This window comes from Streptomyces sp. NPDC088354 (genome assembly GCF_044753585.1).
Classification (GTDB): Bacteria; Actinomycetota; Actinomycetes; order Streptomycetales; family Streptomycetaceae; genus Actinacidiphila.
In genome coordinates, this window is sequence record NZ_JBIVNJ010000005.1 from 276,158 (window position 1) to 295,114 (window position 18,957).

General features: G+C 73.2%; 15 protein-coding genes. 7 read left to right on the top strand and 8 right to left on the bottom strand.

All coding sequences use genetic code 11. The features are described from left to right. Positions 1 to 4: 4 nt before the first annotated feature. From murC to ACIP98_RS11295, 3 genes are all read right to left on the bottom strand, one after another. Entirely contained in the window at positions 5 to 1,396 is a 1,392-nt protein-coding gene (gene murC, locus ACIP98_RS11285; RefSeq protein WP_319659003.1) for a UDP-N-acetylmuramate--L-alanine ligase, read from the bottom strand. Between the two features lie 104 nt (positions 1,397 to 1,500). After that, positions 1,501 to 1,974, bottom strand: coding sequence for an indole-3-glycerol phosphate synthase (locus ACIP98_RS11290; RefSeq protein ID WP_319659002.1), 474 nt, complete (start codon positions 1,972 to 1,974; stop codon positions 1,501 to 1,503). Between the two features lie 169 nt (positions 1,975 to 2,143). Then, entirely contained in the window at positions 2,144 to 2,944 is an 801-nt protein-coding gene (locus ACIP98_RS11295; RefSeq protein ID WP_401975122.1) for a pyrimidine reductase family protein, read from the bottom strand. An 87-nt stretch (positions 2,945 to 3,031) separates the two neighbouring features. Between ACIP98_RS11295 and zapE the strand changes: the two genes are divergently transcribed. Together zapE and ACIP98_RS11305 are read left to right on the top strand one after the other, a co-directional pair. Continuing rightward, positions 3,032 to 4,126: a cell division protein ZapE gene (gene zapE, locus ACIP98_RS11300; RefSeq protein ID WP_319659000.1), complete on the top strand. Its 1,095-nt coding sequence runs from the start codon at positions 3,032 to 3,034 to the stop codon at positions 4,124 to 4,126. A 436-nt stretch (positions 4,127 to 4,562) separates the two neighbouring features. Further along, a complete protein-coding gene (locus ACIP98_RS11305; protein ID WP_319658999.1) occupies positions 4,563 to 5,429 on the top strand; it encodes a PPK2 family polyphosphate kinase in 867 nt (288 codons plus the stop codon). Between the two features lie 23 nt (positions 5,430 to 5,452). On the opposite strand, the gene treZ is transcribed toward ACIP98_RS11305, so the two are convergent. Then, positions 5,453 to 7,231: a malto-oligosyltrehalose trehalohydrolase gene (treZ, locus tag ACIP98_RS11310; protein WP_401975124.1), complete on the bottom strand. Its 1,779-nt coding sequence runs from the start codon at positions 7,229 to 7,231 to the stop codon at positions 5,453 to 5,455. A gap of 29 nt (positions 7,232 to 7,260) precedes the next feature. Continuing rightward, the gene (locus ACIP98_RS11315) at positions 7,261 to 8,169 is read right to left on the bottom strand and encodes a GNAT family N-acetyltransferase (RefSeq protein ID WP_401975125.1); all 909 of its coding nucleotides are present in this window, start codon (positions 8,167 to 8,169) and stop codon (positions 7,261 to 7,263) included. A gap of 276 nt (positions 8,170 to 8,445) precedes the next feature. Here ACIP98_RS11315 and ACIP98_RS11320 point away from each other — a divergent pair, with 276 nt between their 5' ends. Then, positions 8,446 to 9,021, top strand: coding sequence for a DUF1707 and FHA domain-containing protein (locus tag ACIP98_RS11320; protein ID WP_319658996.1), 576 nt, complete (start codon positions 8,446 to 8,448; stop codon positions 9,019 to 9,021). 46 nt (positions 9,022 to 9,067) lie between these two features. On the opposite strand, the gene ACIP98_RS11325 is transcribed toward ACIP98_RS11320, so the two are convergent. The 3 genes from ACIP98_RS11325 to glgX all read right to left on the bottom strand — a co-directional run bounded on the left by ACIP98_RS11325 (position 9,068) and on the right by glgX (position 14,337). Then, entirely contained in the window at positions 9,068 to 9,628 is a 561-nt protein-coding gene (locus ACIP98_RS11325; RefSeq protein ID WP_319658995.1) for a hypothetical protein, read from the bottom strand. Positions 9,629 to 9,699: 71 nt separating this feature from the next. Continuing rightward, a complete protein-coding gene (gene treY / locus ACIP98_RS11330; protein ID WP_401975129.1) occupies positions 9,700 to 12,168 on the bottom strand; it encodes a malto-oligosyltrehalose synthase in 2,469 nt (822 codons plus the stop codon). Positions 12,169 to 12,219: 51 nt separating this feature from the next. Continuing rightward, positions 12,220 to 14,337 carry a glycogen debranching protein GlgX gene (glgX, locus tag ACIP98_RS11335; protein WP_319658993.1) on the bottom strand — a complete coding sequence of 706 codons (2,118 nt, stop codon included), beginning with the start codon at positions 14,335 to 14,337 and terminating at the stop codon, positions 12,220 to 12,222. Between the two features lie 318 nt (positions 14,338 to 14,655). Between glgX and ACIP98_RS11340 the strand changes: the two genes are divergently transcribed. The 4 genes from ACIP98_RS11340 to ACIP98_RS11355 all read left to right on the top strand — a co-directional run bounded on the left by ACIP98_RS11340 (position 14,656) and on the right by ACIP98_RS11355 (position 18,927). After that, positions 14,656 to 15,435 carry a Tat pathway signal sequence domain protein gene (locus tag ACIP98_RS11340; RefSeq protein ID WP_401975132.1) on the top strand — a complete coding sequence of 260 codons (780 nt, stop codon included), beginning with the start codon at positions 14,656 to 14,658 and terminating at the stop codon, positions 15,433 to 15,435. Positions 15,436 to 15,454: 19 nt separating this feature from the next. Then, positions 15,455 to 16,753 carry a copper amine oxidase gene (locus ACIP98_RS11345; protein ID WP_401975134.1) on the top strand — a complete coding sequence of 433 codons (1,299 nt, stop codon included), beginning with the start codon at positions 15,455 to 15,457 and terminating at the stop codon, positions 16,751 to 16,753. Positions 16,754 to 16,877: 124 nt separating this feature from the next. Next, on the top strand, positions 16,878 to 18,125 hold the full coding sequence (locus tag ACIP98_RS11350) for an SAV2148 family HEPN domain-containing protein (RefSeq protein ID WP_319658989.1): 1,248 nt from the start codon (positions 16,878 to 16,880) through the stop codon (positions 18,123 to 18,125). Positions 18,126 to 18,219: 94 nt separating this feature from the next. Next, positions 18,220 to 18,927, top strand: a complete 708-nt coding sequence (locus ACIP98_RS11355; protein WP_319659244.1) for a 3'-5' exonuclease — start codon at positions 18,220 to 18,222, stop codon at positions 18,925 to 18,927. Positions 18,928 to 18,957: the final 30 nt, after the last annotated feature.

The window sequence follows — 18,957 nt, forward strand, 5'->3', positions numbered from 1 at the left end:
GTGCTCAGCTCTCCAGTCGGGCCAGGATCCGCGGACCGAGGTCCGTGACGTCTCCGGCGCCCATGGTGAGAACAAGGTCACCGGGTCCCGTCATTCCGGCGATCAGCGCGGGCACGGCGTCCTTGTCGTGCGCGGCGGTGACGTCGGCGCCGTGGGCGGCCGCCGCGTCGATGATCAGCGCGCTGGTGACGCCGGGGACCGGGTCCTCGCGGGCCGGGTAGATGTCCAGCACCACGGAGGCGTCGGCCAGCCCCAGGGCCTGGCCCATCTCGCGGCCGAGCTCCTGGGTGCGGCTGAACAGGTGCGGCTGGAACACCACCAGGATGCGCCGGTCGCCCGCGGCCTCGCGCAGCGCCTCCAGGTCGGCGGTCATCTCGGTGGGGTGGTGCGCGTAGGAGTCGATCACCTGGACGCCGCCCGCGGTGCCCTTCAGCTGCAGACGGCGCTTGACGCCGGTGTACGTGCCGAGCGCCTTGGCCAGGTCCTCCGCCGGGACGCCCAGCGCCATGCCGGCGGCCAGCGCGGCGACCGCGTTGTGCGCGTAGTGGCGGCCCGGGACGGAGACGGTGAAGGTGTGCTCCCGGCCGCCCAGGCACACGGTGACCTCGCCGGCCATGCCCTGCGGGGTGATCCGTGCGATCCTCAGGTCCGCGCCGGCGTCCTCGCCGACCTTGACCACGGTCAGGCCCTCGCGGCCGGCGACGCGGGCGGCGAGCTCGCGTGCCCCGGCGTGCTCGCCGACGACCAGGGTGCCGCCGGGGACGATCTTGCCGACGAAGGTCTCGAAGGACTCGTAGATCTCGTCCATCGACGCGTAGTTCGCGTGGTGGTCCAGCTCCACATTGAGCACGATCGCCACCTCGGGGTCGTACTTCTGGAAGCTGCGGTCGCTCTCGTCCGCCTCGGCCACGAAGATCTCGCCCGTGCCGTGGTGCGCGTTGGAGCCCGGGGCGTCCAGGTCGCCGCCGATGGCGTACGAGGGGTCCAGGCCCAGTGCCGACAGGCTCACCGCGAGCATGGAGGTGGTCGTGGTCTTGCCGTGCGTGCCGGCCACCGCGATCGGCCGCAGGCCCACCATGAGCGCGGCAAGCGCGTCGGAGCGGTGCACCACCGGGACGCCGCGCCCGCGAGCGGCGGCCAGCTCGGGGTTGTCGTCCCGGATCGCGCTGGAGACGACCACGCAGGTCGCGTCCGGCGCCAGGTGCTCCGCGGCGTGCCCGATGTGCACGGTCGCGCCGAGCGCCCGCAGCGCCTGCGCGGTCTCCGAGTCCCTGGCGTCGCTGCCCGCGACGCTCGCACCGCGCTGGGCGAGGATCTTCGCGATGCCCGACATCCCGGCGCCGCCGATCCCGATGAAGTGCGGTCGGTCCATGGCGGGGGGAAGAGTGGGGCTCATGCGCGCTGCTCCCTGCGTGCTCGGGCGTGTGCCGTGGTGGTCGGGCCACCTCCGATTCTTTCATCCGCGCGGGGCGGGGGACGCCCGTCCCCCGCCCCCGCCGCTCAGTCCTCGGCGTTGTGGGCGAACAGCTTCAGGACCGGCACGCCGACCTTGTGGCGGGCGCGCGAGGTCCAGTCGCGGTGGAAGAACTCCTCGACCAGGTGCGGTGCGGTCAGGACGATCACCTCGTCGGCGTGGGTCTGCTCGACGACGGACTTCAGCAGCTCGATCGGGTGACGCTCGACGACCTCCCCGACCGCCTCCTTGCCGTGGTCCCGCAGCGCTTTGAGGCTGTGACTCAGCGCTCGTTCGGCGGGCAGCAGGGCGTTCTCGCCCTCGGGCCGGTCGTGCTCGTGGACGGCCTTGTCGAGTTCGCCCAGGGCGACGTCGTCGATGGACCGCAGCAGCCGGTCCTGGTCCCCGCGGGGTTGCATCAGCACGACGAAGGAGACGGGCTCGTCGCCGTGGAGCGTGGTGACCAGCTCCACGTCGGCGGGGACGAGCGGCTGCTCGATCATGAGTACGGTCGTGAACACGGACGTGTCCTTCTTTCTCGCGGCCCCACGGGCCGGTGACGGGAACCATCCTGCCCCGTCCGGCTGTGGAGCACGCGGTGGAAGTCTTCCCGCATGGCAGCAAGCGGATTGTGCATGGCGGCGGATCGGCGGGCGGCGTTTGCCGGGTGTCCGGCCCGCCGCCGATCCGTCATCCGCGCGTGTAGCGCGTGAACAGGAACCCGTCCTCCTCGAGAATCGACACGGGGGAGAGACGGACGGGTTCCGCGACGCCGGGGCCGTTCATGATCCGCATGGCGTCCCCGGCGGTCAGCAGGGGGGCGATGGTCAGGCAGAGCTCGTCGATCACGCCGGCCGCCGCGAACTGCGCCAGCAGTCGCGGGCCGCCCTCGGTGAGCATCCGCCGCAGTCCGAGCGCGGCGAGCTCCCGCTTGGCACGGGCCGGCTCCACACCGGCACCGTCGCCCGCGACGACCACCCGCGCACCGGCCTTCTCCGCCTCCGCCACCCGGTCCGCGGGGGCGGCGGCACCGGTCAGCACCAGGGTCGGCACCAGTGGCGAGGTGAACAGCGGCAACGAGAAGTCCAGGTCCAGCCGGGCGCTCACCACGGCGATCACCGCGGCCGGCGGCTGCCCGGCGGCTGCCCGGCGGGCCGCGAACGCCTCGCGGGCCCGGGCGGGGCGGTAGCCCTCCTGGCGAACCGTTTCCGCCCCGACGACGACCACGTCGGCCAGCGCCCGCAGCACCCCGAAGACCCGCATGTCGGCCTCCGACGACAGCGGCTGCGAGCGCCCGTCGTACCGTGCCGCGCCGTCCAGCGACGCCACCATGTTCGCCCTCAGCCACGGAAGCCCGTCTGCCCCGGCCGGGTACGCGTACGCGTCGGCCAGCGACTCGGGTGTGTCCAGGTCCGCCTCCGGCGACGCGGCGGGGCCGTTCGGGGCCGGGGTGGTCCTGAGGGTCTCGGGCGGGGGGAACAGGCGGCGCATGGCAGCAGTCTTCCACGTGCCCCCGGAGGCGTGGGGTGGGCCACTCGGGGCCGGGGGAACCGCCGCGAGGCACTACCCTGGAGAGCTGTGTCCTCGTCCTACGCCGCAGCGCCCGAATCCACCCCGATACCCGGTGGTGAACCCCCCGTGTCGCTGAGCGGCCGCGAGCCGCAGGTGCCGGCCGACCGGCTGGTGGCGGAGATGGTCCCGCCCCCGAGGTTCGACTCCGTACGGTTCGAGAACTACATCCCGGACCCGGGGCAGCCCAGCCAGGCCGAGGCCGTGCGCACGCTCGCCGCCTTCGCCGCGGCGAGCGGCGCTCCCGCCGCCCCCGGGCCCAGGCGCTGGTTCCGCCGCGCGGCGGGCCCCGCGGCGCCCGCCGGCCCCGGCGGGGTCTATCTCGACGGCGGCTACGGCGTGGGCAAGACCCACCTGCTGGCCTCGCTCTGGCACGCCACCGACGCGCCGCGCGAGCAGAAGGCCTTCGGGACCTTCGTGGAGCTGACCAACCTCGTCGGCGCCCTCGGTTTCCAGCAGGCCGTCCAGGCGCTGAGCGGGCACCGGCTGGTCTGCATCGACGAGTTCGAACTCGACGACCCCGGTGACACCGTGCTGGTCTCGACGCTGCTCGGTAAGCTCGCCGACGCGGGCGTGCGGCTCGCCGCCACCTCCAACACCCTGCCCGGCAAGCTCGGCGAGGGCCGCTTCGCCGCCGCGGACTTCCTGCGCGAGATCCAGGGCCTGTCCGCCCGTTTCCTGTCCCTGCGCATCGACGGCCAGGACTACCGTCACCGCGGTCTGCCCGAGGCGCCGGCACCGTTCTCGGACGACGAGGTCACCGCCGCCGCCGGCCGCACCGCCGGTGCCTCCCTCGACGACTTCGCCACCCTGCTGGCACATCTCGCCCGGGTCCACCCCAGCCGCTACGGCGCCCTCTGCGACGGCGTCGAGGCGGTCTTCCTGCGCGGCGTGGAACCTGTCCAGGACCAGGCCACCGCGCTGCGCCTGGTCGTCCTGGCCGACCGGCTCTACGACCGCGAGGTCCCCGTCATGGCCTCCGGCCAGCCCTTCGACCGCATCTTCAGCGAGGAGATGCTCGCGGGCGGCTACCGCAAGAAGTACTTCCGGGCGATCTCCCGGCTCACCGCCCTGGCCCGCGACGCGGCACGCCTGGCGGACTGACCGCCCCGGTCGAACCCTCTCGCGGTCCTCGCGTGCCGCTGCCCGGCGGGTCGGTGTGCGGCCGGGGGAGTCGTTCCGGGGGCATGAGTGCCTGGCGGGGGTGACCGGTTCGGGTGAACTGGGGTGCGGGGGAGCGGCGTGGCCGTTTCGGGCCGGGGGTGTCTGGTGGGTCGTCGCCCTGGCCCGGCGGCACGTGCCCAGGCTCCCGTGGGCCGGGTCGCCGCCCGGCGGGTCGGTGCGTGCCGCGGGCACGCCTTCCGGGCGTCGAGCGGCGCGGCCGGCCGCTCGGGTCGGGGAGGGCGCGGTGTCACGGGCTCCCGTACAGGGGTACGGGGCCTTCCGGCGGAACCTGCTCGGGCCGGGGGACGCGTCCGTTGGCGGGCGCCGCGGATCCGGCGGACCATCGGACAAGACGTTCGATGCCAGGGAGGGCGCCGTGCCGGATCGACGGGCCGCAACGAACGGGCTGCGCTCGCTGCTCCGGGTCCCCCCGGGCGCCGGCGGGAACGTCCGGCTCCGCGCGTACGACCCCCGCGCCACCCCCGGCGGTCCGCCCGGCAAGCGCGAGGCGCGGGAGGCCGTGCCCGGTACCCGGGACCGCCTGACCGTGCTGCAGGAACGCCTCTTCGCACAGGCCACCGCGGGCGATCCGCGCTCCGTGCTCGTCGTCCTCCAGGGCACCGACACCTCGGGCAAGGGCGGTGCCGTCCGCCATCTCGCGGGCCTGCTCAACCCGGCCGGGTGCCGCATCACCGCCTTCAAGGCACCCACGGCCGAGGAGAAGTCGCACCCGTTCCTCTGGCGCATCAAGCGGGCCCTCCCGCACGCCGGGCAGATCGGCATCTTCGACCGCTCCCACTACGAGGACGTGCTCGCCGCCCGGGTCCGCGGACAGGTCCCCCCGGAGGTCTGGGAGGAGCGCTTCGAGACGATCAACTCCTTCGAGGCCTCCCTCGCCGACGACGGTGTCAGCGTCGTCAAGATCTTCCTCCACATCGGCTACGCCGAGCAGCGGGCCCGCCTGCTGGCGCGCCTCGACAACTCGTGCAAGCACTGGAAGTTCACCCCCGACGACCTCGACGACCGGGCCCTGTGGCCCGCCTACCAGGAGGCGTACGAGGCCGTGCTGAACCGCTGTTCCACCGAGACGGCCCCCTGGTACGTCGTGCCGGCGGACCGCAAGTGGTACCGCGACTGGGCGGTGGGCCGGCTGCTCATGGAGCACCTGGAACTCATCGACCCGCAGTGCCCGCCCGCGTCCTTCGACGTGGAGCACGCCCGCAAGCGGCTGCTCGGCGACTGAACGGGGCACGGGCCCGGCCGGGTTCAGGCCCTGGGCAGCCGTTCCCGCAGGACCGCGACGCAGTGGCCCGGCAGCGTGAGGAAGCGGGAGTCCGCGGGGTCGGCGCAGGGCTGCCAGGAGGCGAGCACCTCGTAGCCCCCGTGGCCGGGAGCCCCGGCCCGGCCGGCGTCGTGCAGGGGGATCCCGGCGTCCTCGGGGGAGAGGTTCACGGCGACGCGGAACGGGCCGCGTTCCAGGCACAGGGTGTGCTCGCCGGCGGTGACCCGCACCGCGTCCAGGGCCGGGTCGGTCAGCGCCGGTTCGGCGTGCCGCAGCGCGATGAGACGGCGGTACCAGGCCAGCAGGCCGGCGTGCGGGAGCCCGTCCGGCTCGGACCAGTCCAGGCACGAGCGCAGCCGGGTCGCGGGGTCCTGCGGGTCCGGGATGTCCTCGGCGTTCCAGCCGTGCGAGGCGAACTCCCGCCGCCTGCCCCGGGTGATGGCGGCGGCGAGTTCGGGGTCGCTGTGGTCGGTGAAGAACTGCCACGGCGTACGGGCGCCCCACTCCTCGCCCATGAAGAGCATCGGGGTGAACGGCGAGGTGAGCACGAGTGCCGCGGCCGCCGCCAGCAGGCCCGGGGGCACGGTGGCGGCGAGGCGGTCGCCGGTGGCGCGGTTGCCGATCTGGTCATGGGTCTGGGTGTACGCCAGGAAGCGGTGCCCGGGCACGGTCGCGCGGTCGACCGGGCGGCCGTGCCGGCGGCCGCGGAAGCCGGAGTACGTGCCGTCGTGGAAGAAGACGCGCTCCAGCACCTTGGCGAGGGCCGCGGTCGGCGAGACGGCGAAGTCCGCGTAGTACCCCGCGGATTCGCCGGTGACGGCCGTGTGCAGGCAGTGGTGGAAGTCGTCGTTCCACTGGGCGTGCACCCCGAGGCCTCCCGCGTCGCGGGGCGTGGTGGTGAGCGGGTCGTTGCGGTCGGACTCGGCGATCAGGAACAGCGGCCGGCCCAGCGACGCCGACAGCGTGTCGACGGCCGTGGACAGCTCCTCCAGCAGGTGCACCGCGCGGGTGTCGACCAGGGCGTGCACGGCGTCGAGCCGCAGTCCGTCGAGGCGGTAGTCGCGCAGCCAGGCCAGGGCGCTGCCGACGAGGAAGTCGCGGACCTCGTCCGAGCTGGGCGCGTCCAGGTTGACGGCGTCGCCCCAGGGCGTGTGGTGCCGGTCGGTGAAGTACGGCCCGAACCGGGGGAGGTGATTGCCGGACGGGCCCAGGTGGTTGTGGACGACGTCCAGCACCACCCCGAGCCCGTGGCCGTGCGCGGCGTCCACGAACCGCTTGAGGCCGTCCGGGCCGCCGTAGGGCTCGTGGACCGCCCACAGGGACACGCCCTCGTACCCCCAGCCGTGCGTGCCGGGGAACGGGCAGACGGGCATCAGCTCGATGTGCGTGATCCCCAACCCGGCCAGGTGCGGGAGGCGTTCGACGGCCGCGTCGAAGGTGCCGGCGGTGGTGAAGGTGCCCACGTGCAGCTCGTACAGGACCGCGCCCGGCAGCGGGCGGCCCGCCCAGTCGTGGGTCCAGTCGAAGACGTCGTGGTCGACGACCGCGCTCGCGCCGTCCGGACCGTCCGGCTGGCGGCGGGAGCGGGGGTCGGGCAACGGCGGGCCCTCGTCGAGCGCGAAGGCGTACCGCGAACCGTGTCCGGCGGGCGCCTCGGCGCACCACCAGCCCTCGCGTCCGGGGTCGCGCTCCATGTCGTGAGCCCGTCCGTCGACCCGTACCTCCACCTCACCGGCGTCCGGTGCCCACACGTCGAAGCGCATGGGCACCATGCTGCCCGCAGGCCGGGGGGTCACACCAGGTTGACGCGCTCCTGGGTGACCGGATAACCCGCCCTGGCGAAGTGCGCCGCCATCGGCAGATTGGTCTGGTCGGTGGCGGCGGCGATCTGCCGTGCGCCGTGTCCGACCAGGTCGTGGGTGCACTCCACCAGCAGGTCGTAGGCGTAGCCGTGGCCGCGCTGCTCCGGCAGGACGCCGATGAAGCCGACGCAGAACGCGGTCGGATTGCGCGCGGGCACCTGGATGCCCGCGAGCGCGCCCTCCGGCGTGTACGCCAGCCGCCACCATTCGCGCGGCGACGGGAACCAGTTGAGGACGTCCAGTTCCTCGCGCGCGGCGGCGTCGGCCCCGTGCAGTGCCACGGCCCGGCGGGTGTGGGCGTCGAGGCTGCCGGTACCGATGCGTTTCAGCACGTCCAGGATCACGGCGTCGTCCGGCTCCGGCCGGTACTCCAGCCGTCCGGTGCGCTGCGGCAGCCCGCACTCGGGCGTCCAGGTGTAGCGGTAGCGCTCGACGACCGGTTCCATGCCGGACACGATCGCCGCGTCGATGCGGGTCTGGGCGGCCTCGCGGACCTCCCGCCGCTCCCGCCAGCCGGGCGGCAGCAACAGCTCGAACTCGGCCTTCAGCGGCGCTGTCCGCAGCAGCCGCACGGCGGCGTCGGCGTCGGTGAAGTCGAACCAGTCCAGGGCGATCGGCTTGTCGTCGGTGGGAGCGCCCCACCAGGCCGCGCGGGCGACGACCGTGCCGCCGCGCAGGGCCACCCAGGTCCAGTCGGGGCGGTACTCGCCGCCCTCGTCGGTCATCGCGTAGGTGTGGCCCAGCAGGGACCGGCCGACCAGGCCGGTGTCCTCGGGAACCAGGGAGTGGAAGAGATGCGTCTCACCCGCGACGAGCGGGCGGATGACCAGGTCGGTCATGACAGGAGGAGTCCTCACGGGAGAGTGGGGCGCTCCCGGTCAGACGGAGATCGCCCTGCGGACATCGGGGCGGGAGCGCGGAGTGGTGAACACGTACATGGCTTCCGCCTCCTTCCTCGGTCACGGGCGTGTGAGCACCGTAGCCATGCCGACTCCCGCGCGTCCATTGCTTTTTGCGCCCGCGCCCGCGGAGCCGGGCGACCGGTCCCGCCGACAACGGCGCGTCGGGGCCGGGCTTCTGGACACTCCGGGGCGTTCGGCCCGACAATCACGCACGTGAGCCACGAGTTCCCGACCTATTCCGCGCCGCCGTCCGCACCCGCGCCACGGCCCACCGAGGCGGAGCGCGAGCACGCCATCGAGGTGCTGCGCGGCGGTGCCGTGGACGGACGGCTCTCGCACGACACCTTCCTGCAGCGGGTGGAACTCGCCCTCACGGCCGGCCGCTCCGACGAGCTGGACGCGCTCATCGCCGACCTCCCGCCCGCCGAGGGCCGGATGGCGCGACTGGGCCGGTGGCTGGAGCGCGGCGTCGCCAGGATCTCCGCCCTGCAGGTCCGTTTCCGCGACGCCTGGCAGGCCGAGAAGCTGCCCCCGCTGCTCTTCCCCGCCCCCGGGCCGGTCCCGCTGCGCATAGGCCGCGACCTGTCCTGCGGCTTCCGCCTCAGCCACGCCTCCGCCTCCCGCATCCACGCCGAACTGCGCCACGAGCACGGCATCTGGGTGCTGCGCGACCTCGGCTCCATGAACGGGACCTGGGTCAACGGTCGCCGGGTCATGGGCGCGGCGGTCGTCCGCCCCGGCGACCGGGTCACCTTCGGCGCCATGCACTTCCGCCTGGCGGCGGTCTGACGGGCACGGCCCGGGTCCGCCGCCGGCGGTCCCACCCCGGCTCGTCCTAGCCGCCGATCAGCGGTTCATAGGGCTCGTGGTCGTCGTCGTCCACGTACGGCAGGAAGTCCGGCACCGTGCGCGCCGCGGTCGCCAGCAGCCGGGCCACCGCCTCGTCCGCCGGCGGCGGCGTCAGCCCGAGGGCGGCGGCCACCTCCTCCCGCGCGCGGTCGAAGTCCGGCATGTCGGCGCGGACCTGCGCCTCCAGTTCGGGCAGCGGGAAACCGGCTGCCGCGTCGCGCCACAGCGGGCACACGACCACCAGCTCGACCGCCTCGCGCAGGCTCGCCCCGATCAGCGCCGCCTGGCCCTCGGAGTCCGCGTACAGGACCGGCCGGACGGGGTCGCCCTCCTTCCCCACCAGGAAGTACGTGCCTCCCGCGCCGTCCCCCGCTATCGGGCGCAGCGGATCGCCCGAGGGAAGGGTCAGTTCCTCCACCGGCGACCGCCGGCCGAGGTCGAAATCGCCCGGCCACGCGAGGTACGCGGTCACGGCCGGGTCGCTCGCGAGGCGGGCGAGCAGGTCCTCAGGTACGGCGGAAAGGTGCGCCGAGTTCGATGCGTCCATGGGGAAAAGCTAGCCGCGGGGTCCGACACTCCGGCCCGCCGCGGACGTCCCGGTCCGCGGCGGGCTCCCCGTCAGTGCTCGATGTCGCGCACCAGGAGACCCACGGGCAGCCGGTCCAGCAGCGCCTCCAGAGGCAGCACGCCCTCGAACCTGCGGTCCGTCAGCACTTCCGTCCACACCCCCTCGGGCAGGACCAGTTCGGTGCCGCGCCAGCCGCCGGCCTCCGCAAGCCGCCGGGAGAGCCGGGTGACCACGGTCAGCGCCCGGCCGCCCCGGACGAAGGCGACACAGTGCGCGCCCGCCGTGCCGCGGGCGTACAGCGGCTCGTAGCCCGCCTCGGGGCCGGTGAACCACTGCGGCCGGGACCGGCGCAGCCGCAGCGCGGCGACCGTGACGAGGCGCTTCTCGCTCGGCGGGCCGTCGGCCGCGCCCGGGTCGTAGGGCGCGCGGTTGGCGGGGTCGACGAGCAGCAACTGCCGCTCCTCGTCGCCCTGGTACACGTCCGGCACGCCCGGCATGGTCAGGTGCGCCAGGTGCGCGCCGAGGGCGTTGACGCGCTCCGGGGCGGCCAGCTCGTCCGCGATGCGCCCGGTGGCGAAGGCCGACGGCCCGCCGACCAGCTCCCGGACGAAGTCCGTCAGCTCCCGCTCGTACTCCGGGCGCTGGTCGGTCCACGCGGTGCGCAGACCCGCCTCCCGCTCGGACTTGAGCATGGTGGCCGCGACCAGGTCCGCGGCGGCCGGGTCGCAGAAGACCGCGGCGTACTGCCACGCCTGGTACTCCACGTGCCGCTCGGGCAGCGGCACCCCGCGGCCGGCGAGGTAGGCGCGCAGCTGCTCCGAGGTCTCCGTCAGCCACCGAGCCCAGGGGCCGGGCAGCTCCGTGAGGGCGGCCAGGCGTGCGCGGACGTCGGCGCTGCGCTTGGTGTCGTGGGTGGAGCGCACGGTCCCGGTCAGCGGCCAGTCGGAGCGCAGCCGCTCGCAGAAGGCGTGGAAATCCTCGGGTGAGGTGGCGGGGCGGTCCGGTTCGCGGCCCACCTCGTTGAGGCACAGCAGCGGGTAGTAGCGGTAGAAGGCGGTGTCCTCCGCGGACTTGGCGCGCAGCGCGGACGAGACCTGCGCGAAGCGCACGGCGAAATCGGCCACGTCCGCGCCGCCGTCCCCGTCCTCGCCGCCGAGCGCGCCACCGGCCTCGGCGCCGCCCTCGGCGCCGTCCCCGTCCCCGCCGCCGTCACCGAACCGCCCGAGCGCCAGGTCGCGGATGGTCTCCGCGGCGGGCAGCCCGGTGGCCTCCGCCGCGGCCTCCAGCAGCGCGACGTCCTCCTCGGGAGCGGGCTCGCCGGGCACGACGTACGGCCGGTAGCGCGGCAGCCGCACCAGGACCTCCCGGAGCGCCTCGCGCAGCACCCGCTCGTCCCCTCCGGTGGCCCGGACGGCGGCGCGGGTCAGCCGGTCCACCTCGGCGGCGAGGTCGTGGACGACGATCCGGTGCGCGGCGGCCCGCACGGTCGGCTCCCAGAGACCGCCCTGCTCGGCGGCCGCGCCGGTGAACTCCCGGTAGAAGCCGGCGATCTCCTCGGCCCCCGCGGGGTCGGTGAACAGCCCGTCCAGGCGGTCGAGCGCGTCGTAGCCGGTGGTGCCGGCGCAGGCCCAGCCGGCCGGGAGGCGTTCGTCACCGGTGAGGATCTTCTCCACGACCGTCCAGCGGCCGGCGGAGGCCTCGGCGAGCCGCCGCAGGTAGCCGGCCGGGTCCGCGAGGCCGTCCGGGTGGTCGATGCGCAGGCCGTCGGCCACGCCCTCGTCCAGCAGCCGCAGCAGGGTGGCGTGGGTGGCGGCGAAGACCTCGGGGTCCTCGACGCGGACGGCGATCAGTTCGGAGATGGTGAAGAAGCGCCGGTAGTTCAGCTCCGAGCGGGCCTGCCGCCACCACGCCAGCCGGTACCACTGGGCGTCCAGCAGGCGTCGCAGCGGCAGTTCCCCGGTGCCGGGCCGCAGCGGGAAGGCGTGGTCGTGATAGCGCAGGACCCGCTCGCCGGCGTCCCGGTCGCGCTCCACGCGCAGGTCGTCGAGCACGTCCTCCAGGGGCGCGCCGAGCACCGGCAGCAGCAGTCGGTCGCCCTGTGCGGCCCAGTCGATGTCGAACCAGCGCGCGTACGGGGACGCCGGGCCCTCCCGGAGCACCTCCCACAGCGGCCGGGCCAGGTACTCCGGCGCCGGTACGGCCATGTGGTTGGGCACGACGTCCAGCACCAGGCCGAGGCCGTGCGACCGGGCAGTGCGGGCCAGCGACCGCAGGCCCTTCTCGCCGCCCAGTTCCTCGCGCACCTGGGTGTGGTCCACGACGTCGTAGCCGTGGGTGGAGCCGGGGACGGCCTGCAGCACGGGGGACAGGTGGAGGTGGGAGACGCCGAGCGCGGCCAGGTGGGGGACGACGGCCTCGGCGGCGGCGAAGGGGAAGTCCGGCTGGAGCTGCAGGCGGTAGGTGGCCGTCGGCACGGCGGGGGCGACAGCGGTCGGCGGGGTCGCGGCGCTTTCTGTCATAGCTTTCTGCCTACCCCGCCGGCCGGTGTGCCCATCACACCGGGACGCCGGTTACGCCGGCCGTTGCAGCACCACCATGCTCCGGTCGGCCAGCCGCAGCCGGTCGCCTTGAGTCACCTTCCGCCCGCTGCCCGCCGGCACGCCCTCCGGCCGCTGGGTGTCCACGACGACCTGCCACTCCTTGCCGTGGTTGACCGGCACCACGAAGTCCAGCGGCTCGTGCCAGGCATTGCACATCAGCAGGAAGGAGTCGTCGGCGATGCGCTCGCCGCGGTCGCCCGGCTCGGAGATCGCGCTGCCGTTGAGGAAGACCACCAGGGCGTTGGCCTGGGCCTCCCAGTCGTCCTGGGTCATCTCGTCACCCTCAGGGGTGAACCAGGCGATGTCCGAGAGCTCGTCGTGCGTGCCCTCCATCGGCCGCCCGTGGAAGAAGCGGCGGCGCCGGAAGACCGGGTGGTCGCGGCGGAGCCACACCATCTGCCGGGTGAACTCGTGCAGCTGCTCGGCCCTGGTGTCGCCCTCCTTGGGCCAGGGCACCCAGGCCAGCTCGTTGTCCTGGCAGTAGGCGTTGTTGTTGCCCTGCTGGCTGCGGCCGAACTCGTCGCCGTGGGAGATCATCGGCACGCCCTGGGAGAGCATCAGGGTGGCGATGAAGTTGCGCATCTGGCGCTCGCGCAGGGCGAGCACGGCCTCGTCGTCGGTGTCGCCCTCGGCGCCGCAGTTCCATGAGCGGTTGTGGCTCTCGCCGTCCCGGTTGCTCTCGCCGTTGGCCTCGTTGTGCTTCTCGTTGTACGACACCAGGTCACGCAGCGTGAAGCCGTCGTGGCAGGTCACGAAGTTGATGGAGGCGAGCGGGCGGCGGCCGTCGTCCTGGTAGAGGTCGGACGAGCCGGTCAGCCGGGAGCCGAACTCGGCGAGCGTGGCGGGCTCCCCGCGCCACAGGTCGCGCACCGTGTCACGGAACTTGCCGTTCCACTCGGTCCACAGCGGGGGGAAGTTGCCCACCTGGTAGCCGCCCTCGCCGACGTCCCAGGGCTCGGCGATCAGCTTCACCTGGCTGACCACCGGGTCCTGCTGCACCAGGTCGAAGAACGACGACAGCCGGTCGACTTCGTGGAACTGCCGGGCGAGCGTCGCGGCGAGGTCGAAGCGGAAGCCGTCCACGTGCATCTCGGTGACCCAGTAGCGCAGTGAGTCCATGATCAACTGGAGCACGTGGGGGCTGCGCATCAGCAGCGAGTTGCCGGTGCCGGTGGTGTCCATGTAGTAGCGCGGGTCGTCGGCGAGCCGGTAGTACGAGGCGTTGTCGATGCCCCGGAAACACAGCGTCGGCCCCAGGTGGCTGCCCTCGGCGGTGTGGTTGTAGACCACGTCGAGGATCACCTCGATGCCGGCCTTGTGCAGCGCGCGCACCGCGGTCTTGAACTCCAGCACCTGCTGTCCGCGGTCGCCCATCGAGGAGTACGCGTTGTGCGGGGCGAAGAAGCCGAGCGTGTTGTAGCCCCAGTAATTGTGCAGCCCCTCGTCCACCAGACGGTGGTCGTGGACGAACTGGTGCACCGGCATCAGTTCCAGCGTGGTGACGCCGAGCTCCACCAGGTGGGAGATGACCGCCGGATGGGCGAGTGCCGCATAGGTGCCGCGGATCTCCTCAGGGAGCTCCGGGTGCTGCATGGTCAGGCCGCGCACGTGGGCCTCGTAGATGACGGTGCGGTGGTAGTCGATGCGCGGGCTGCGGTCGTCGGTCCAGTCGAAGTAGGGGTTCACCACCACGGAGGACATCGTGTGCGGCGCCGAGTCCAGGTCGTTGCGGGACTCCGGCTGACCGAAGCGGTAGCCGTACACCGCCTCGTCCCAGTCGATCGAGCCGCTTATCGCCTTCGCGTACGGGTCCAGGAGCAGCTTCGCCGAGTTGCAGCGGTGCCCCTGGGTCGGCTCGTGGGGTCCGTGGACCCGGAAGCCGTACCGCTGACCGGGCATGATGCCCGGCACATAGGCGTGGCGGACGAAGGCGTCGGCTTCACGCAGCTCGACGGCGGTCTCCGACCCGTCGTCGTGCAGCAGACACAGCTCGATCCGCTCCGCCGCCTCCGAGAAGACCGCGAAATTGGTGCCGGCGCCGTCGTACGTGGCGCCGAGGGGGTATGCCTGACCCGGCCAGACCTGCATGTCGTCGACTCTTCCACTCCACTGCCGGGCGCCGGTAGCCCGCACCCCCGGTCACAACGTGCCGAAAGGGCATCGTCACGCACCCGCACCCGCGATGGCACGCTATTGCCGAGATCTTCCCCGGTACGAGTGTTCCAATTCCCCTGCCTGCCGCAAGAATCCGCTCGCCGCGGGCAACCTGGGTCGCCGCGCCGTCATCTGAACAGGTGACAGTACGACACAGGAGGGACTTACGTGACAGATCAGGGGGAAAGCCGTCCCACGGGGAAAACGGGGGCGGCCGGACGTGGCGTCAGGCGCGTCTTATGGGGCGCCGGCGTGGCCGTCGCCGCCACCGCGGTGATGGTGGGCATCACCCTTCCGCGCGCCGCTTCCGCGGGCGACGACCACTCCACGACGGCCGGCTCCGCCGTGCCGTCGGGAGCGCCGTCGCAGCAAGGAGCCGGTGGCGACAGCGGTACCGGCACGGGCAGTGACGCCGTGACGGTCATTCAGGCGCCCCAGGGCGGACAGCAGACCGGACCGGGGCCCCTGACCAGGGCCGAGGTCGACCGGGCGAAGTCCATAGCCCTGCAGCGCGACGGTCTGCGCAGTGCGCGGGACGTGGACGGTGGGCGGGGGCCGGAGTACCTCGACACCGACCTCGCGGCCCCGGCGGACGACCCCGCGCGGACCGATGAGGACCGCCGGGCCGAGGTGCTGTTCTACGACTACGGGCACGACCGGCTCGTGAAGAAGACCGTCGACCTCACCCGTGGCACCGTCGAGCGCACGGACACCGCCTCCGGCCTGCAGCCGCCTCCCTCGGCCGACGAGACCGCCGAGGCGGCCGGGCTGCTCATCAAGGACCCGCTCGGCCAGGGACTGCGGGACGACTTCTCGGCGGCCACCGAGGGAGCCGCGCTCACCTCGCCCGATCAGCTGCGGCTGCGCGGCATCTCCTTCAACACCGCGGAGCAGTCCGCACCGGCCGGCTTGCGCAAGTGCGGCGAGCACCGGTGCGTACGTCTGTTCACGCAGGTGAAGGACGGGCCGTGGATCGACACGACCCGGTTCGTCGTCGATCTCAGCGACCGCACCGTCGGCCGGATCCACTAAGAGCGGAGACCCAGCAACCATGCGCACCGCACACGTGCGCCGGGCCGTCGGTACGGCCTCGGCGCTCCTGCTCCTGCCCGCGCTCGTCGCGGGGACGACACCTGGCACGGCCACCGCGGCCGTCGCGGCGCCACGCGCCGCCCAGGCGGCCGCCGGCTGCGGCACCGCCACCGCCCTCACCAAGAAGCTGCCGAACGGGACCACCTGGACCATGTGCTGGCGCATCAGCGGCACCAAGGGCCTGGTCCTGGAGAAGATCGCCTACCAGCCGCGCAAGGAACCGCATCCGATCAAGGTGCTGGACTCCGCGGCACTCGCCCAGGTCAACGTGCCCTACGACTCCGGCCTGACCGAGTACAACGACCTGTCCGACATCGGCTTCGGCAACACGGCCGTCGACATCGGCAGCGACGAGTGCCCCGGCGGCACCATCGGCTCCGCCTACGTCCCGCAGCAGGAACGCACCGTCAAGGCGCTGTGCGCCACCACCGCGCCGCACGGCTACGCCTACCGCAGCGATGTCCAGGACGAGCGGGGCAACGCAAAGAAGTACACCAAGCAGGGCAGTGACCTGGTGGTCTTCTCCGTCTCGCAGCTCGGCTGGTACGAGTACGTCACCCAGTGGAACTTCTCCGACGACGGCACCGTCACCGCCAAGGTCGGCGCCACCGGCGACCTGTCGCCCTCCGACTACAGCGGCGAGGGCACCGGCTGGCCCATCGGCAAGGGCGGCCACGACCACGCGACCAGCCACTACCACTCCGTCTTCTGGCGGCTGGACTTCGCCGCCGACGGCTCCGCCCGCTCCAAGGTCGAGCAGGACGACACCAAGACGGCCGGCCGGGGGAGCGGTTCCGCCGTCCTGAAGACCACCCGGACCCCGGTCGCAAAGGAAATGGCCGCGACCTCCGCGCTGCGGCGCTGGTGGCGCGTGGTCTCCCCGACCGCGAAGAACACCGACCGGCACCCGCGCTCCTGGGAGCTGGTCCAGCAGCACTCCGACCACTACGACGCCCACGCCTACACCTCCAAGGACGTGTACGTCACCCAGTACCGCGCCTGCGAGCAACTGGCCAGCGGCAACAGCGACCCGGCCTGCGCCGGCCGGGGCACCTCGGTGGACAAGTGGGCGAACGCCGAGACCCTCACCCACCCCGTGGTGTGGGTGAACGTCGGCTTCCACCACATCCCCCGCGACGAGGACCAGACGCCCATGCCGATCCACTGGCAGGGTTTCCAGCTCGTGCCCCGGGACGTCACGGCGATGAGCCCGCTCACCCCGGACGACCTCGCGGGCCACAACGGCCGTGCCCATTGAGGCCGTTGGCAGGTCGAAGCGAGTAAGCATGTGGTGAAGTAGCGTCGTTACGGCTGCACCGCCCACCGCCCCGCAGTACCCTTCCTTGATCGTGTACGGGGGCGGGAAGGCGGGTGCAGTCGTGATGTCGGGAGGTCTGGTGCTCCCTGGTGGTGGTGATCAGGGGGACCAGGGCGGCATCGGCGAGGGGAACGGCACCGGAACCGCCTCCCTGGCACTGCCGCTGGAGATCGGAGCGGAACTGGACTGGGGCGCCGACGAGTGGGCCGAGGTGCGCACCCGCGCCCGCCGCGCCGGGCGGGCCTATGTGTGGCTCAATCTGGTCGAGCAGCGGCTCCGCGCCGTGGTGAACGCCGTCCTGCGCCCCATCTACGAGCCCGTGCACGGCGAGGAGTGGGTGGTCGCCGCGGCAGGCCCCGCCGGGCACGAATGGGTGCAGCGCGCCGCCGCCGTGCGCGAGGTCAGCCGCCGCAAGGGTTTCCTGCTCGACCCCGCGGACGACAACATCCTCAGCTTCCTGACGCTGCCGCAGCTGCGCGAGCTGGTGGTCCAGCACTGGCCGTGCTTCGAGCCCTACCTCGACGACCGCCGTGAACTCGAGCTCGCCCTGGACGAACTGGAGGTGGCCCGGCACGTCGTCTCCCGCAACCGCGCGCTGTCCCGCACCGTACTGGACCAGGCCGAGCGGGCCGCCGCCCGGCTGCTCGACATGCTCGGCTCCGGTCCCGGCTACCCGTCGGCCGACCGCCTGCCCGTCGACGCCGTCGAGGAACTGGTCGCCGACCGGTACGCCGACGTCGTCGGGGTCTACCCGGACCGGGTGCGGCTCCAGCGTCAGCTGCCGGCCGAGGACCTGTTCGGCGGCGCCCGGCGGCTGGACGCCGTCGGCATCGGGCTCAACCTGCTCGTGCAGAACTACTCCGGCAAGCGGCTGGTGCGGCTGGCGGAGTCCGGCTGCCGGATGCGGCTGCTCTTCCTGAACCCGGCCAGCAGCGCGGTCCGGCGCCGCGAGCGCGAACTCGGCCTCGGCCGCGGGGAGCTGAGCCGCGCCGTCGAGATGAACATCATGCACATGCGCCGGGTGAGGGCGCGGCTGCGCGACCCCGGCGCCTTCGAGATCCGGGTCTTCGACGAGACCCCGCGCTTCACCGCCTACCTGGTGGACGGCGACACCGCGAACGGTGTCGCCGTCGTCCAGTCCTACCTGCGCAGGGCCCGGGGCATGGAGTCCCCGGTGATCATCCTCCGCGGCGGGCCCCGCGACCTCGTGCAGACCAAGGACGGCGAGGCGGCCGAGGCGGAGCAAGGGCTCTTCGGCATCTACCGCGAGGAGTTCGAGGGCGTGTGGGTGGACTCCCGGCCGGTGTCCTGAGGCCGGCGGCCGCCCGGCGGCGGGACTGTCAGTGGCGCACGGGATGATGGCACAGCACACGGGGGAACCGCGGGAAGGACGTACGCCAATGGCCATGGGATGGCACCGGGAACTGCTGGTCGGTTTCGACCTGGAGACGACGGGCACGGATCCGCTCCGGTCGAGGATCGTCACGGCGGCCGTCACCGAGGTCAGGGACGGGGAGCCGATACGCCACCTGGGCTGGCTCGTCGACCCCGGCGTCCCCATCCCCGCCGAGGCCACCGCGGTGCACGGCATCAGCAGTGAGCACGCTGCGGAGCAGGGCCGGCCGGCGGCCGAGGCGGTGGACGAGATCGCCGACGCCCTTGTCGCCCACTGGGCGGCCGGTGTCCCTGTCGTCGTCTACAACGCGCCCTTCGACCTCAGCCTGCTCGCGGCCGAGCTGCGCAGGCATCAGCTGCCGTCCCTGGAGGACCGGCTGGGCGGCGAGGTCGGGCCCGTCGTGGATCCGCTCGTCATGGACCGCACGCTCGACCGCTACCGCAAGGGCAAGCGGAACCTGGAGGCCGCCTGCCGCGAGTACGGCGTCACCCTGGACGACGCGCACGAGGCGAGCGCGGACGCGCTGGCCGCCGTCCGGGTCGCCTGCGCCATCGCCGAGCGCTACCCGCGGGCCGCGGGCGGCCTGCGCGAACTGCACCGTTCCCAGATCGGCTGGTACGCCGACTGGGCCGAGGGCTACCAGCGCTGGCTGGTGCGCCAGGGCGGTGCCCCCGAGGTCGAGATCGACACGCGCTGGCCGTTGCGCGAGCCGGCCTGACGGGCCGTCGCACGGCGGGGCCGGGCCCAG

Bases quoted from the DNA above. Each gene is read 5' to 3' on its own strand.
- murC (WP_319659003.1), bottom strand. From the start codon at position 1,396: ATGAGCCCCACTCTTCCCCCCGCCATGGACCGACCGCACTTCATCGGG.
- ACIP98_RS11295 (WP_401975122.1), bottom strand. From the start codon at position 2,944: ATGCGCCGCCTGTTCCCCCCGCCCGAGACCCTCAGGACCACCCCGGCC.
- treZ (WP_401975124.1), bottom strand. From the start codon at position 7,231: ATGCGCTTCGACGTGTGGGCACCGGACGCCGGTGAGGTGGAGGTACGG.
- ACIP98_RS11315 (WP_401975125.1), bottom strand. From the start codon at position 8,169: ATGACCGACCTGGTCATCCGCCCGCTCGTCGCGGGTGAGACGCATCTC.
- ACIP98_RS11325 (WP_319658995.1), bottom strand. From the start codon at position 9,628: ATGGACGCATCGAACTCGGCGCACCTTTCCGCCGTACCTGAGGACCTG.
- treY (WP_401975129.1), bottom strand. From the start codon at position 12,168: ATGACAGAAAGCGCCGCGACCCCGCCGACCGCTGTCGCCCCCGCCGTG.
- glgX (WP_319658993.1), bottom strand. From the start codon at position 14,337: ATGCAGGTCTGGCCGGGTCAGGCATACCCCCTCGGCGCCACGTACGAC.
- ACIP98_RS11345 (WP_401975134.1), top strand. From the start codon at position 15,455: ATGCGCACCGCACACGTGCGCCGGGCCGTCGGTACGGCCTCGGCGCTC.
- ACIP98_RS11350 (WP_319658989.1), top strand. From the start codon at position 16,878: ATGTCGGGAGGTCTGGTGCTCCCTGGTGGTGGTGATCAGGGGGACCAG.
- ACIP98_RS11355 (WP_319659244.1), top strand. From the start codon at position 18,220: ATGGGATGGCACCGGGAACTGCTGGTCGGTTTCGACCTGGAGACGACG.